General features: G+C 67.9%; 12 protein-coding genes. 9 read left to right on the top strand and 3 right to left on the bottom strand.

The features are described from left to right. Window positions 1–4: 4 nt before the first annotated feature. On the bottom strand, window positions 5–973 hold the full coding sequence (locus tag CIK71_RS00600) for a nucleoside hydrolase (RefSeq protein ID WP_096163254.1): 969 nt from the start codon (window positions 971–973) through the stop codon (window positions 5–7). Between the two features lie 162 nt (window positions 974–1,135). On the opposite strand from CIK71_RS00600, the gene CIK71_RS00595 reads away from it, so the two are divergent. The 4 genes from CIK71_RS00595 (at window position 1,136) to CIK71_RS00580 (ending at window position 4,839) form a co-directional block, all read left to right on the top strand. Beyond that, entirely contained in the window at window positions 1,136–1,543 is a 408-nt protein-coding gene (locus tag CIK71_RS00595; protein WP_096163253.1) for an MmcQ/YjbR family DNA-binding protein, read from the top strand. 34 nt (window positions 1,544–1,577) lie between these two features. Beyond that, complete coding sequence (locus tag CIK71_RS00590; RefSeq protein ID WP_241964148.1) at window positions 1,578–2,429, top strand: MerR family transcriptional regulator; 852 nt, start codon at window positions 1,578–1,580, stop codon at window positions 2,427–2,429. 386 nt (window positions 2,430–2,815) lie between these two features. Then, the gene (locus tag CIK71_RS00585) at window positions 2,816–4,096 is read left to right on the top strand and encodes an MFS transporter (RefSeq protein ID WP_096163252.1); all 1,281 of its coding nucleotides are present in this window, start codon (window positions 2,816–2,818) and stop codon (window positions 4,094–4,096) included. Between the two features lie 2 nt (window positions 4,097–4,098). Beyond that, the gene (locus tag CIK71_RS00580) at window positions 4,099–4,839 is read left to right on the top strand and encodes a helix-turn-helix domain-containing protein (RefSeq protein ID WP_096163251.1); all 741 of its coding nucleotides are present in this window, start codon (window positions 4,099–4,101) and stop codon (window positions 4,837–4,839) included. A gap of 237 nt (window positions 4,840–5,076) precedes the next feature. Here CIK71_RS00580 and CIK71_RS00575 read toward each other — a convergent pair whose 3' ends face one another. Continuing rightward, window positions 5,077–5,658 (bottom strand): TetR/AcrR family transcriptional regulator, encoded by a 582-nt coding sequence (locus CIK71_RS00575; protein ID WP_096163250.1) that lies wholly within the window; start codon window positions 5,656–5,658, stop codon window positions 5,077–5,079. A gap of 208 nt (window positions 5,659–5,866) precedes the next feature. On the opposite strand from CIK71_RS00575, the gene CIK71_RS00570 reads away from it, so the two are divergent. The 3 genes from CIK71_RS00570 (at window position 5,867) to CIK71_RS00560 (ending at window position 8,284) form a co-directional block, all read left to right on the top strand. Beyond that, complete coding sequence (locus tag CIK71_RS00570; protein WP_096163249.1) at window positions 5,867–6,337, top strand: hypothetical protein; 471 nt, start codon at window positions 5,867–5,869, stop codon at window positions 6,335–6,337. 172 nt (window positions 6,338–6,509) lie between these two features. Beyond that, entirely contained in the window at window positions 6,510–7,418 is a 909-nt protein-coding gene (locus tag CIK71_RS00565; RefSeq protein ID WP_096163248.1) for a hypothetical protein, read from the top strand. A 68-nt stretch (window positions 7,419–7,486) separates the two neighbouring features. Beyond that, window positions 7,487–8,284 (top strand): NAD(P)H-dependent oxidoreductase, encoded by a 798-nt coding sequence (locus tag CIK71_RS00560; protein WP_096163247.1) that lies wholly within the window; start codon window positions 7,487–7,489, stop codon window positions 8,282–8,284. A 96-nt stretch (window positions 8,285–8,380) separates the two neighbouring features. On the opposite strand, the gene CIK71_RS00555 is transcribed toward CIK71_RS00560, so the two are convergent. Further along, complete coding sequence (locus CIK71_RS00555; protein WP_096163246.1) at window positions 8,381–8,986, bottom strand: TetR/AcrR family transcriptional regulator; 606 nt, start codon at window positions 8,984–8,986, stop codon at window positions 8,381–8,383. 89 nt (window positions 8,987–9,075) lie between these two features. Here CIK71_RS00555 and CIK71_RS00550 point away from each other — a divergent pair, with 89 nt between their 5' ends. Both CIK71_RS00550 and mobF read left to right on the top strand, forming a co-directional pair. Then, complete coding sequence (locus CIK71_RS00550; RefSeq protein ID WP_114355766.1) at window positions 9,076–10,539, top strand: MFS transporter; 1,464 nt, start codon at window positions 9,076–9,078, stop codon at window positions 10,537–10,539. 224 nt (window positions 10,540–10,763) lie between these two features. Beyond that, window positions 10,764–14,231, top strand: coding sequence for a MobF family relaxase (mobF, locus tag CIK71_RS00545; RefSeq protein WP_241964147.1), 3,468 nt, complete (start codon window positions 10,764–10,766; stop codon window positions 14,229–14,231). Window positions 14,232–14,269: the final 38 nt, after the last annotated feature.

The following is a 14,269-nucleotide window of genomic DNA, read 5'->3' as shown; positions in this document are numbered from 1 at the left end:
GAGCTCAGCGGGTGATCGACAGCCCCGTCTCGAGGGTCGCCAGCAGGTGCGCGATGAAGGCGGCGGGCCGCACGTCGGTGAGGACGTCGACGTTCGGTGCCCGGCCCCATCGGCCCAGCTCGTCGCCGACGGTCTGACCGCGGGTCAACGTGCCTGCCAGCTCGACGTCGACGGCCAGGGGCCGGGTGCCCGCGAAGTCGCCGGTGACCGCGTGCGCGGTGACCAGGGGGTCGTGCACGTGCGCCATCCAGCCGAAGCCGTCGGCCCGGTGGAACTCGAAATACCAGCGCAGGGCGTCCACGAGGATCCCCGCGACAGGATGGCCGGTGCGCTCGGCGAGCCCCCGGAGATCGTCCAGGGTGTCCTCGGTGAACCGCACGGTCTCGGTGGCCTCGAGGGAACCGAGCACCGGCCGCTCCCGCGCAGTGCTGAACGCTGCGAGCACCCGCTGCGCGGCCTCCGGGTCCACGGCGATGTTCCATTCGCTGGTGGCCCCGGTGTTCCCACGATGGTTGATGGCGCCGCCCATGATGTGCAGGCGCTTCAGCAGACGCGGCAGCTCGGGATCGATCTCGAGCGCGAGGGCGAGGTTCGTGTGCGGCCCCAGCACGAGGCCGACGAGCTCGCCCGGATGCGCGCGGGCCATGTCGACCCACAGCCGAGCGCCGGATCGGGCGTCCTCCGCGCGCGCCGGGTCCGGGAGCACGGCGTGGCCGATGCCCTGCGGTCCATGGGTGTCGTCGGCGTACATCGGCTCCTGCACGAGCGGGGTCGACTCCCCGAGAGCGACCGGGGCGTCGAGCCCCAGCAGCTCGGCCAGGGAGAGGTTGTTGCGGTGCACGGCCGCGACGGGAACGTTGCCGCCGGTGGAGACGATGCCGGCGATCTCGACATCGGATCGGCAGGCCAGATAGGTCAGTGCGATCGCGTCGTCGATGCCGGTGTCGCAGTCGATCAGCACGGGAAGAGTCATCGCTCCAGCCTAGAGGCGCGGAGCCGACGCCGTCGCAGTGTCCGGATTCCTCGCGGCGGTTGAGAGGGTGGTGGGCTGGAAGTCCGGAATCGGCGTCCGGGGAGGGGCGGACCAGTGGTCCGGAGGGTGGCGGATCCGCGCCGATCGCGGGAGGATCACGGCATGGTTCATCCGCAGATGTTCGACGACGATGATCCGCTCCTCGCTCTGGTGAGGTCGATCGCGCTCGCCGTGCCCGGCTCGCACGAGAAGATCAGCCATGGTCGCCCCGCCTTCCACACGGTCAAGGTGCACTGCTACTACGGCGGCGCCCGGAAGGTCGAGGGGGAGTGGGAGCAGCACCCGCAGTCGGTGCTGCTGCATCTGCTGGCGTCGGAATCCGCCACTGTCCAGGAGTATTCGGCCTCGTTCGTCCCGGCCTATCTCGGCGGTTCCGGATGGATCGGGCTGGATCTCGATGAGCGCACCGATCCCGCCGAGCTCGCGGAGCTCATCGAGGAGTCCTATCGCACGGTGGCTCCGCGGCGCCTGGTGGCCGAGCTCGACAGTGATGCCAGGCCCTCCGCTTGACCCTCACGCGACGTCAGGCCGGAAGGTGGTCCCCATGACCGAGAAGCCCGCTGAGCACGACCTCGCCATGGGGGAGGACCTCGCGGTGGGGGACGACCTCACCGTGGGGCGCGTCGCCGACCTGGTCGGCGTCAGCGTCCGCACCCTGCATCACTGGGACAGCATCGCCCTGGTGCCTCCCAGCGGGCGCAGCTGGGCCGGATACCGGCTGTACGACGCGCAGGACATCGCCCGGATCCACCGGGTGCTCGTCTACCGCGAACTCGGTCTGGCGCTCGCGGAGATCGGTCGGATCCTCGATGATCCGACAGTGGATCCCCGCGAGCACCTCCAGCGCCAGCGGACCCTCCTCCGGGAGCGGATCCGACGGCTCGAGAGGACGGCGCACGCCGTCGACGAGATGATCGAGAGGACCGCCATGACCGACGAGAAGACCATCAACCTGACCCCCGAGGAGCAGTCGCGCATCTTCGGCACCGACTGGGACCCCGCCTACCAGGAGGAGGCCCGCGAGCGTTGGGGGAGCACCGACGTATGGAAGCAGTCGGTGGCCCGCACCGGCTCCTGGGACGCCGCGCGGTGGCAGCAGCTCAAGGCCGAGAACGACGCGCTCGAGCAGGCGCTCGCCGATGCGCTCGCCCAGGGCGTGGAGCCCGGCAGCGAGGAGGCGCACGCCCTGGCCGAACGCCATCGCGCCGCGATCGGTCAGCACTACGACTGCAGCCGATCCCGGCAGGTCGTGCTCGCCCGGATGTATACGGAGGATCCGCGGTTCGCGGCGCACTACGACCAGCTCGCCCCGGGCCTGGCCGCCTGGCTGCGCCGGGCGATCGAGGAGAACGCCCGCGCCCACGGCGTGGATCCGGAGACCGCGACCTGGGAGTGACGTGACGGGCGGGGCCCGAGACGGGGCGCGAGGGGAGGAGAACTGCACTCGACCCCCTCGCGCCGTGAATCTCGATCTTGCGTTCTGCCGCATGAAATCAACGATCTACGGCATCTCACCTGTGGATGACTCCACCGCGATACGTGGACCTACAGGTTGCTTAGCACTTTCGTTAGCACTTTTCGCGGCTCGGGCGACGGCAATGCCTGGAGGTCTGTCGAGGTTTGGACAGCCCAGTTTCGCGGCTCAGACCTGTGCCCAAACTGCCAACTCACGGGGTTGCGGATGGCCCAGACCTGGTTGGTCTTGCCGTTGGCGGAGAGCGATGAGCGGGTGTCGGGGCGTGGGCTTGACTGTGCCGTGGCGTCATAGTTTCTGATGGGTGCATGGGTCGAAACACGTGGGTTTATCTGGGGTCATACAGCCTGTCGCTGTTGGGGAACGGGATCGCGTCGGTGCTGTTCCCCCTGTTGGTACTCGCCAAGACCGGCGACATCCTCGCCGCGGGGATCCTCGCGTCGGTGACCGCTGCGGTCGCCGCGGTCGTCGGGGTGCTGGCCGGGGTCGTCGTGGATCGGGTGAACCGGCGCACGGTCTCGATCACCAGCGACGTGCTCTCGGCGGGTTCGGTGGCCGCGCTCCCGGTCGTGGATGCGGTGTGGGGGTTGAACCTGACATGGTTCATCGTGCTCGGCGTCATCGGGGCATTCGGTGACATGCCGGGCATGACCGCACGCGAGACGATGCTGCCCCGCCTGGTGCAACTCGACGGCGGCAAGCCGGGTGCACTGGACCGGTTGGTCGGAGTGCGCGAGTCACTCTCCGCGGCGCTCATGCTGATCGGGCCCGGTGTCGGTGGTCTGCTCGTGTTCCTGCTCGGGGTCAGCTCGACGACGCTGTTCATCACCGCGGGAACGAGCCTCGCCGCCGCAGCGCTCTCCCTCGCACTCTCGTCGCGGGCCGGAGCGATCGAACCGATAGCTGGCGCTGCGGAGCACAGCGGTTCACCCGGGGTGCGTGGTGTCGCGACCGATCTGGTGCAGGGGTGGCGGTTCCTGCTTGGACACCGGCTTGTACTCGGGGCGAGCATCTTGACGGCGGTGTTTGTCGCAGTCATTGCGGGGTTGCAGGCGACGATCCTGCCCGCCTACTTCCTTCAGGAGCGACTGCCTGAGTTCAGCGGGTTCGCGGTCACGGGCATCGCTCTCGGCAGCCTGTTCGGTGCGGGCCTGTATGCGGCGACGGTCGGCAAGGCTTCGCGGCGGGCCTGGTTCGTGATCGGCATGCTCGGCAGCGTGATCGGCTTCGCCGCCCTGGGGGCGATGGGTGCGCCGTGGCTGGTGATCGCCGCCGCGGTGCTGATCGGTCTCACGAACGCCCCCATGTCAGCCGTGCTCGGCGTCGCGACGATCGAGGCGACCCCTGACCGGATGCGCGGGCGCGTGCTCGGGGCGCAGAACGCGCTCATGCTCGCCGCCCCCGCTCTCACCGCTGCACCGATCGCCGCCATCGCCTCCGGGTACGGGCTCACCACCGCGGGGGTCGGGATCGCGGTGGTCATGGCCGTCACCGCCGTCATCGCGCTGATCGTGCCCGCGTTCCGGTCGTTGGACACAATAGAGACACCGGATTCAGAAACACCGGAACCAGGCGAGCAGGAGGGGTGAGCATGGCGTGGAGCACGAAGCAGCTCGCTGACCTCACCGGGGTCACGCTGCGGTCGATCCGCCACTGGCACGAGGTCGGACTCCTATCGGAACCTGAACGGTTGAGCAACGGGTACAAGCAGTACACCGCCCGGCATCTCGTGCTCGCGCTCCGCATCGCACGCCTCACCGGCCTCGGCTTCACCCTGGAGCAGGTTGCAGGGATGCTCGAATCCGAGGAACAGGGTCAGGAATCCCTGCATGGGCTGCGGACCGAACTCGACGGCAGGATCACCGAACTCACCCGCATCCGCGCAGACATCGACGAACTGATCGCTCGGGGCATCTCACCCGATCTCTCACCAGAAGCACTCCTCGCGATGGAAGCCCTCGGGCCGGGGCCCGGCTCCCGGAACATGGCCATTCTGCTCGCACGGCTGCTCCCGAACGATGCCATGCCCAGCTTCGCCGAAGCCATGCACGGTGCACCCGACGCCCTCACGCAAATCAATACGGACCTGATGGGGCTACCGCCAGACACGTCAGAGGCGGAGATCACCACCCTGGCTGAACGTGGGGCCGCGCTCATCACCGGGTTCCTCGCCGAGCGGGGCGACGCCATCCCGCACTTCGACATCAGCATCGGGGAACAGGAGGGCGCGGACGCGATGACCACGCTCCTGAACGAGCACATGAACCCCGCGCAGCAACGCGTCATGACCCTCATCATCGAACGCCTCACCGGCCCTGACCGGCAACACTGATTCTACGGTCCTGCCACCTTCGCGGAACCGTGGGATCAGGGGTTTTCAGGTTCCTGGGTGAACTCCTTCGCTCCATATGCAAGCGCCGAGCAGAATGCTCAGCACTGATGGCTCCTCGCGCACCCTAAGCACCCCATGCTCGCCCGCCTTACGCTGCCCCTCTGTACACCCCTTACACTTCCCTGTCCTTCCGAACGAACGCACACCTCTGGAGCGCGCACGAGGGCGTCCGGGGGACTACTGCGTAAATGGCAGCGCCTCTGTGGCAAGGGTGAGTGCGTCCGCCTCTCGCGTGAGAGTGGATTCCTTCAACGGCAGCGCCCTCCAGAAGACGAGGCCATTGACCACACTGAGGAGGAAGTGCGCCCGGGCCGTGTTGTCGCCTTCTTCGAGTGCTCCCTGCCCGACGAGGATCGACAGCCATGTCTCGACGCGTCGCGTTGCCTGCTCGTCGAAGGTGGCATATGTCGTGCGGACGTTCTCGGGCGCATCGGGGCTGATATAGCTCTGGAACATCTCGCCCATTCGCGCCCGTGCCTCGTCGCCTGTGCCGATGGTGGCGACGAGTCTGCCCAGGTTGTCGGTGAGGCGCTGGCGCGCTGGCAGCGTCGTGTCGTGGATGCGGTCATCGGGCATCGCCTGCTCGTACATCGACGCGAGGACCGCGTCGAGCAGAGAGCGCTGGTTCGGGAAGTGATGCCGCAGCGTCCCCATGCCGACGCCGGCTCGTGAGGCCACTGCGCGCACCGTCAAGCGCTGTCCGTCGCCCTCCTCCACCATCGAAGTCGCTGCGTCAAGGATCCTGCGTCGCGTGTCCACAACCCCTCCGTAGTCCTGTGAATCGAATTGACATCACACTAGCACATTGTGCTAGTGTGATGTCCTAGCACAATGTGCTAGTGACGGTGGGGCTGCTGTAGACGTTCGTAGGGGCAAGGCCCCACGAACGTCTACCGGGCTCTCCGTCCTTCCACCCCACCGGGCGATCCCAGGTGCCTCCATACAACATCCGAAAGGGAGCAACATTATGCTCGAGACCCTCCAGGACTTCGCTCAGTCCTTCCCCGGCTGGCTTCAGTGGTTCGCCGTCTTCCTTATCGCTGCCGTCCCGTTCGTCGAGTCTTACCTCGGCACGCTCGTCGGCGTCGCGATCGGCCTGCATCCGGCCGTTGCCGTCAGTGCTGCGATCGCGGGCAACGCCGCGGCGGTCGTTCTCATCGTCGTCGTGTCCAGTCGGATTCGGCAGCGCGTGCGATCGACGCCGAGCACGGAGGAGGAAAGCTCACCCAGGCGCAAACGCGTGGGCCGCCTGTTCCAGAGGTTCGGAATCCCGGGCGTGGCCCTCATCGGCCATCCGACGCAGATCTCGTCCGCCGCGATGGTCGGCTTCGGCGCGAATCCCACCAAGGTTCTGATCTGGGAGCTGGTGTCAGTGGCCGTCTGGGGCGCAGCCGTCGCGATCCTCGGCGGGCTGGGCATCCAAGTACTCACGCACTGACGCAGGCCTGTTTCTACGACCTCACAAGGAGAGAAGAATGAACCACACATCCACGATCGACGACGCTACGCGCGACTCAACGACACCGAACGATCGACCTGGGGGTCGTTGGCCCCTGGCCCGTACAGTCCTGTGGTGGGCGCACGCAGCAATACGATTCCTGCTGGCGATCATGCTGTTGTTCAACGGCGTGATCAAGATCGGACTCTGGCAGTTCGGCAGACCTGACGTCGGCGAGTCGCTGATCACGCTCGGTGAAATGAGCCCCATGGGTCTGCTGTCGTACATGGTGGGATTCTCGCCGCTCTTCCAGGCCCTTGCCGGTATGGCCGAGTTGGGGGCGGCTGTCGCGCTCATGTGGCGTCGGACGATGGTCCCGGGAGCGCTGGTCTCCGCCGGCTCCATGGCCTTCATTCTCGTGCTCAATCTTGGCTACGACATGCCTGCGAAGCAGCTCTCGCTCGCCCTGCTCGTGATGAGCCTGATCGTCCTGGCTCCGTGGGCGAAACGCATCGTCGCTGCGGTCGTGGGCAATGGTGCGGTCCCCGCCTCGGTTGAGCCGCGCCCGTTCCGCAGCGCTCGCGCGAACCGCATAGCTGGTCGTATCGCGATGCCCGTGGGTGTTGCGGTGCTGGCGTTGACCGGGGCCTTGGTTTTCGTCGTCCAGCCCACTCAGAGCGTCGATGATTCCGCACCTGCGGGAGTGTGGGCGGTCGAGTCCGACGGCTCCGGTGCAGACGCGTCCTGGTCGCAGCTTGCGCTCGGGAGCACCCTGACCGACGGGGCGGCGACTGCGCAGGTGAGACAGAACGACGGCACCCTGCTCGTGGGCACGTACGTGCGCGAGGGCAACGGGCTGGTTCTGACGCTCAAGCCCTTGCAGAGTCCGGGTCAATCGACACTCGAATATGCAGAGGCACCGGCCGAGAGCATTGAACTCGATTACACGACCGACAGCACCGAGACACTCACGCTGACCGGGGATCGGACCGTGGAACTGAGCCGCAGTCTCGACGCATCGGTGCTCTACGATCGCGGGTTCAGCTGGTCGATCCGCGCCGACGACCCCTTCGAACGGTAGTCGACGCCTCCACCGCGGTCGCCGAATACTTCCTCCACATCCAGCAGCACGAAAGGACAACGCTCCCCATGACCGCATCGACTCATCCCGAAACTCAGACAGCACTGTGGGTGTACGCGCACCCACGGGGCTCCTCCCTGAACGCACACGTCTATCGCGAAGGTGTGAGCACTCTCGCGCAGGATCACCGGATATTGACCTCAGACCTCTACGCGCAGGGCTTCGATCCCGTGCTGAGGGAGAGCGACCTCGGGCGCTTCTCCGGCTCGCCTGGAGGCGTGGCGGACCTTCTCGGCGAGGCGTTCACGGAGCAGCAGCTCCTGCCAGATGTTCGTGAGGAGCAGTGGAAGATTGCTGAGGCGGAGTTGCTGGTCTTGCAGTTCCCCCTCTGGTGGTATGGAATGCCTGCCATCCTGAAGGGCTGGTTCGATCGTGTCCTCACCGCAGGATTCGCCCATGGCGAAGTTGATCCCCGTACCGGACTCCCGCTTCGGTACGGGGACGGCGGTCTCTCTGGTCGCAGGGCGCTCATCATCGTCACCGCAGGCGAGGATGCGCGTTCAATCGGCCCACGCGGCATCAGCGGAGACTTGGATAGCCTGCTCTTCCCCCTCACCCACGGTGCACTCTGGTACTCAGGGGTTGAAACATACGCACTCCACACTATCTACGATGCTGACGACCTCGACACTGAGCGCGTGGACGACGAGATTCAACGCCTCCGCGACCGGCTCCGCGGCCTTTCTGACGAACGAACGCGGCCATTTCGAAGACTCAGCGACGGGCAATACAGGGGCACGAGAGCACTTCACCCAGATCTCGCCCCAGGCCGCACAGATCTCGGCATCCACCTAGCGGGAGACTGATTCGTCGACGAGATGCTCAGGTCGGACTACTGGCGGCATGCGTCGATCCTCGACTCGCGAGACGGATGCTTGCTGTCACGGGAAGCCGGGGCCGATTCAGGCGAGCTTCACGGTCGCTACGGTGCCGAGCGCCGTGAAGTAGGCGTCGAGCAGGGGGCGCAACTTCGAGCCTGGAGTGTGCGCCCACTCCTGCCAGGCGAGGTCGACAGCCGCGACCCCGGCGGCAGCAATGGCCTGGGCGGCGCGGCCGTTGCTGAGGCACTCGCGCAGCACCTCGGCGACGGCAGACTGATCGCCGCGCTGCTGGGACGCCAGATGCCCCTTGAGTGCCGACACTTCATTGATCATGCGGATGCGTGCCCGCAGCGGGTCTCCTCGGGACTCGGCCGTGGCGACCATCGGCTCCGTGGCCGCGCACATGATCGCCCAGAGGCTTGTGCCGGGAGAGGCTGCCTCGACAGCCTCGGCAACGCTCTGGGCGAAGGAACCCGCGCGCGTGGCGGCGAAGCGCGCGGCGGAGACGACCGCGTCCTCCTTCGAGGCGAAGTAGCGGAAGAAGGTGGCGCGGGAGACGCCGATGCCACGCGCAAGCTCCCCGACCGTCACCTCGTCGAAGCCCTGCTCGACGCAGAACGTCGCAGCGGCGTCGGCCAGCTCTGCCCGCAGGATCTCGCGACTGCGGTCGCGCACATCATTCGACATGAATCTGAGTCTATAGCATGATACGGTATCTGCTGGCTGAGACACCGTCTCATCATGATTCACAACGAGCAGGGACGGAAGAACGACCGATGACCTCCACCCGGGCCCAGGGCATGCCCCTGGCCGCCGATGATGACCGCACTCGCATGCCTCGACACCGTTCGGGGGTGATCCTCGCCGTGCTCGCTTTTGCGGGACTTGGGGCGTCGTTCATGCAGACGATCCTCATTCCGATCCAGGGAGAGCTGCCGAGGCTGTTGAATACCACCAGCGAGAACACGGCATGGGCGATCACGGCGACCTTGGTGGCAGCGGCCGTCTGCACTCCCGTGGCCGGGCGTCTCGGCGACATGTTCGGCAAGCGCCGTATCGTCATGTCGCTCTTGCTGCTTCAGGCGGCAGGCGCGATCCTCGCCGCTTTCGCAGGCGATGTGACGACCCTCATCGTTGCTCGTGCCCTGCAGGGGGCGGTCGCAGGCGTCATCCCGCTGGGCATCTCGATCCTGCGCGATGTCCTGCCGCCGCAGAAGCTCGGCGCGGGCATCGCCCTCGTCAGCGCGACACTCGGCGTCGGCGGCGCGCTCGGCCTGCCGCTGAGTGCCCTCGTGGCAGAGCACCTCGACTGGCACGCCCTGTTCTGGGTCGCGGCCGTCATCGCCGTGCTCGCCTTCCTCGGCTGCGCGGTGTTCGTACCTGGGAGCACGCAACGCTCGCCCGGGCGCGTTGATGTCGTCGGCATCGTCGGGCTCTCGCTCGGACTTGTGGGCGTGCTCATCGCCGTCTCGCGCGGTGGCGAGTGGGGGTGGGCAGACGCACGCACCCTGACCCTCCTGATCGGCGGAGCGATCGTGCTCGTGATCTGGGGCGCGATCGAGCTGCGCGTCAAGGACCCGCTCGTCGACCTGCGCGTGAGCGCCCGCGCACCGGTGCTGCTGACCAACCTCGCCTCGGTCACCATGGGATTCGCGCTCTTCGCATCCAATGTGGTGCTGCCGCAGCTGCTCACGCTGCCGCAGGCCAGTGGCATCGGGCTTGGTCTGACGCTCACGGTCGCGGCGCTCGTCGTCGCCCCCTCCGGTCTGGCGATGATGGCGATGTCTCCGGTGGCGGGCAAGGTCGGACAGCGCTGGGGCGCGAAACGGCTGCTCCTCCTGGGGGCGGTGATCCTTGCCCTCGCCTACGGGCTCGCGTTGGCCTTCCATGCACAGGTCTGGCAGATCCTCGTCGTCAGCATCGTGCTCGGCATCGGGGTCGGGCTCGGCTACGCGGCGATGCCTGCGCTCATCATGCAGGCCGTACCGGCGCACGCGAGCGGGGCGGCGAACGGACTCAATGCGCTCATGCGCTCGCTCGGTACCACAATCGCTGCTGCCGTCACCGGCGCGGTCCTCGCACAGTCCGTGACGACTATTGGCGGCGTGACAGGCCCGAGCGAGGGAGGCTTCCTCTTCACGCTCGCACTCGGGCTCGGTGCAGCGATCGTCACCTTCATCATCGCGGCGTTCATCCCGCGCCCACGCGTGGCCCAGGAGGGTACTGTCGAGCCCTCCTGACATTGAGCCGGTCCGCGCGAAGAGCCATGTGCGTCCAACGCTCGCCGGAGCCGCGGTTGACGTGATCGCCGCCGATGCCACCAACAGGCACCGAACGCGCACACCAGCCCCTACCCCTCGTCACTGTTCCCCCAGGAGCCTCGACGCGCATCACTTCTCTTCTCTTTTGAATGGACGTATGCTACCGTGGTAGATATACGGTTCTCTAATTAAGAGAATTAAGGATGGTGGTCCTCATGCATGGCGGCGTGATCCTGTTCCGGGGCACCGGAGCCGACGCGCGCCGCTATGTCGAGGCCGACCGCTCCCGCGCCGATGACTACTATCTCGGCGCGGATGCGTCTGTGGCGGAGTTCACCGCGCTCGACGGCGACGGAAACACGACCGCGACCCTGGGGCTCGACCCGGAGGCCTATGCGGCGTGGGTGGATTGGGTGAACCCGGTCACGGGTGAGTCGATGGGCAAGCCGCGTCTGCCCGGTGCGGGGCGGCAGGGGTCCCCACGATTCGCGGAGATGGTCGTGAACGCCCCGAAGTCGCTGTCGATCGCCGCCGCCCTGCACCCGGAGGTCTCCGACGCCCTCGATGTGGCGCAGCGGGATGCGGTGGCGGAGATTCAGCGGTGGCTCGCTCAGCACTCCGTCACCCGCGTCGGCCCGCGCGGGAAGCAAGAGGTCGTGCCCGCCCGTGAGGTGCAGACGGTGGCGGTGTCGCACCGCACCAGCCGGGCGGGTGATCCGCACCGGCATATCCATTTTCAGATCGGCACCCGGGTCTGGGCGGCCGGGAAGTGGCGCGCGTTGGATACCGCGGCGTTGTTCAAGCAGCAGGGCGCGATCCGTGCCCTCGGCACCGCCGTGATCGCCGCCCACCCCGAGCTTGCGGAGGTGCTGGATCGGCACGGCCTCACCCTCGACCCGGTGACCGGTGCGGTGGTCGAGCTGGAACGGTTCAATCCGGTGATGAGTAAGCGCGGTGAGCAGGTGCGCAAGCATCTCGAACGCTTCGAGGCCGACTGGGAGGCCGCGCACCCCGGCGAGACGATGGGGCCGGTCGTCTCCGCCAGACTCGCCGCGAAAGCGTGGGCGCACGAGCGGCCCGCGAAGAAGCCCACCACCCTGCACGAAGAACAAGCATGGGTAGCAGAGTTGCGGGAGGCCGGCTACGACCCCGAGACATTGCAACGGCCCGCACGGCGTGCACCGGTGTCGCTGGATGACCTCTCCGTGCAGGCGGTGGCGAGCCGGGCGCTGGATCGGTGCGCGGCGGGCGGGTCGGCGTGGACCCGGCACACGGTGCAGGAGCACGCGACTCGGATCATGACCGAGTACGGCGTGCAGGCCGCGCCGTCCGAGGTGCGCGAGTTCGTGAGCATTGCGACATCGTTGGCGGTGGAGGATTGCTTCTCGATCCTCCCGCCCGGCGCGCCCACGCCGGAGCATGTCGCGCACCTCACGTCGCTCCGGGTGGTGCAAATGGAGACGGAGCTGCGCGACCTTCTGGCCGCACGGGTCCCGAAGCGGGAACCGAAGCACCCGGACGTGCGCGAAGCAGCGAGGGCACGAGGCCTCGATGCGGGCCAGGAGCGCGCAGCCGCCGCGGTCGCCTCCCGCGATCCGCTCGTGATTGTGGAGGGCGCAGCCGGAGCGGGCAAGACCACCATGCTCGGGGCTGCAATCGAAGTCGCCTCCGAACACAGCAGGGCGTCGCGGGTGGTTGCGCCGACGTTGCGCGCCGCGCAGGTCGCGCACGATGAACTCCGCGTGCCCGCGAGCAGTGTTGCCGCTTTGGTGCATGCGCATGGGTGGCGGTGGAACAGTGACGGTGTATGGACGCGCCTCACGCCCGGCGACACCGACCCCGAGACGGGCCGCACCTATCGTGGTCCGGCTGCGGGGGCGCGGCTGGTGCGGGGTGAGCGCGTGATCGTGGATGAGGCCGGGATGCTCGACCAGGACACCGCGATCACCCTCCTGACCGTCACCGCTGAGGCGGGTGCGACGGTCGCGCTCGTCGGGGATCGCGCCCAGCTCGCCGCCGTCGGCCGCGGCGGCGTGCTCGACATGGCCGTCCAGATCCGGGGTCGCACGTTCGATATGGCCGAGGTGCACCGCTTTACCGACCCCGCCTACGCCGAACTCACCCTGCGGATGCGCGACGGAGAGAACCCCGGCGAGGTGTTCGACCAGCTCACCCAGCAGGGTCTGGGGCGGCTCCACGCGAGCGGCGAGGATGCGCACGAACAGGTCGCCCAGCAGCGGCAGGACGGTGAGGCGGTGACGGTGAGCACGAATGACGAAGCGAGTACGGTCAACGCCGCCGTTCGTGAGGCGCGCGTCGCCCAGGGCGTCGTCGACGACACCCGCACCGTCTATGGCAGTGACGACCTCCCCATCGGGGCAGGCGACCTGATCCAGACGCGGAAGAACAACACCGATATCGGAGTCGCGAACCGGCAGCAGTGGATCGTGCAGTCGGTCGAGGATGACGGCGCGCTCCACGTGCGCGAGCAGGGGAACGGGCGGAAGCGGCAGCGCACCGTCCGCCTGCCCGCCGGCTACGTGGCCGAGCATGCACACCTGTCGTATGCCGCAACCTCCTACGGCGTGCAGGGCGCAACCGTGACGGCCTCGCACACGATCCTCACCGAGGCAACGAGCGCCGCGAGCGTTTACGTCGGCATGACCCGCGGCCGCGATCAGAACCTGCTGCACGTGGTCGCGGAGAACCTGGCGGATGCGCGGGGGCAGTTCATCGAGGCGATGGAACGCGACCGCGCCGACCACGGCCTCACCGACGCCACCCGCCGCGCGACCGAGCAAGTGGCCGGGCTGGTCGAAGACGGCCCCGCGAAACTCGTCAACACCGAGATCGCGGCGCTCATCGAGCAGGCGGAAACCGCCGAGGCGCAAGCGGAACGCTGGCAACAAGTCCGGACCGTCTTGGCTGACCTGAGTACACGCGAGACGGCGGTGAGAGAGACGGCCCAAGCGGCCGAGGAGGCGGCGAAGCAGCACGCCGATCTGGTGCGGGCCGAGGTCGCCGCGCCTCTCGTGTCCGCGGCAGGGGCGGCGCTGAATGATTGGCAGGACGCGAACGTGACCGTGGAGGCGGCGGCTGAGCAGGTGCGGGCGGCGTCGTGGTTCGGGAAGCGTCGCGCCCGCACTGACCACGAGACCGCCGGGGCCCGTGCCCAGCAGGCGCGGCAGCACCTCACGGACGAGTGGGGCGGCCCGCCGAAGTGGAACGAACGCCCGAACGTGTGGGTGGAGCGCGTGACCCGCCCGCGGGTCGACGCCGACCCCCGCGTGATCGAGGCGGAGCGCGAGCACCGGGCCGCGCGCGACGCGCTCGTGAGCAGGCCCGAACGGGCGCAGACGGCGCGGCTGACCGCGTACGCGCGCGCGTTCGGCACCGACAAGGTGCTCCGCAACCAGTACGCCTATCTCGCGGCGAACCCGGCCCAGCAAGTCGCCAGCGCGACGCAGACCGCGAAACAGGCACGCGAGGAGGCCGACCTGTTGCGCTCGCTCACCCCGGCCGAGGCCGTGGAGCGGATCGAGCAGACCCGCGTTGCCGAAGCAGCCCGCGAAGCGCACCAAGCGGAGCGGAGACAGGCCGCGCTCTACGACCCGGGCCAGCATCGATCTTCCTCAGGCCAGGCGCCGCCCGACCGTGGCCGTAGCCTGTGAGCGTCGCGAACCCCTCCCCACTGTCGGCTCTCAGCGGT

This window comes from Brachybacterium alimentarium (assembly GCF_002332425.1).
Classification (GTDB): domain Bacteria; phylum Actinomycetota; class Actinomycetes; order Actinomycetales; family Dermabacteraceae; genus Brachybacterium; species Brachybacterium alimentarium.
Note: the sequence above shows the minus strand (reverse complement) of the source record. Positions and strands in the feature narration are given on the sequence as shown.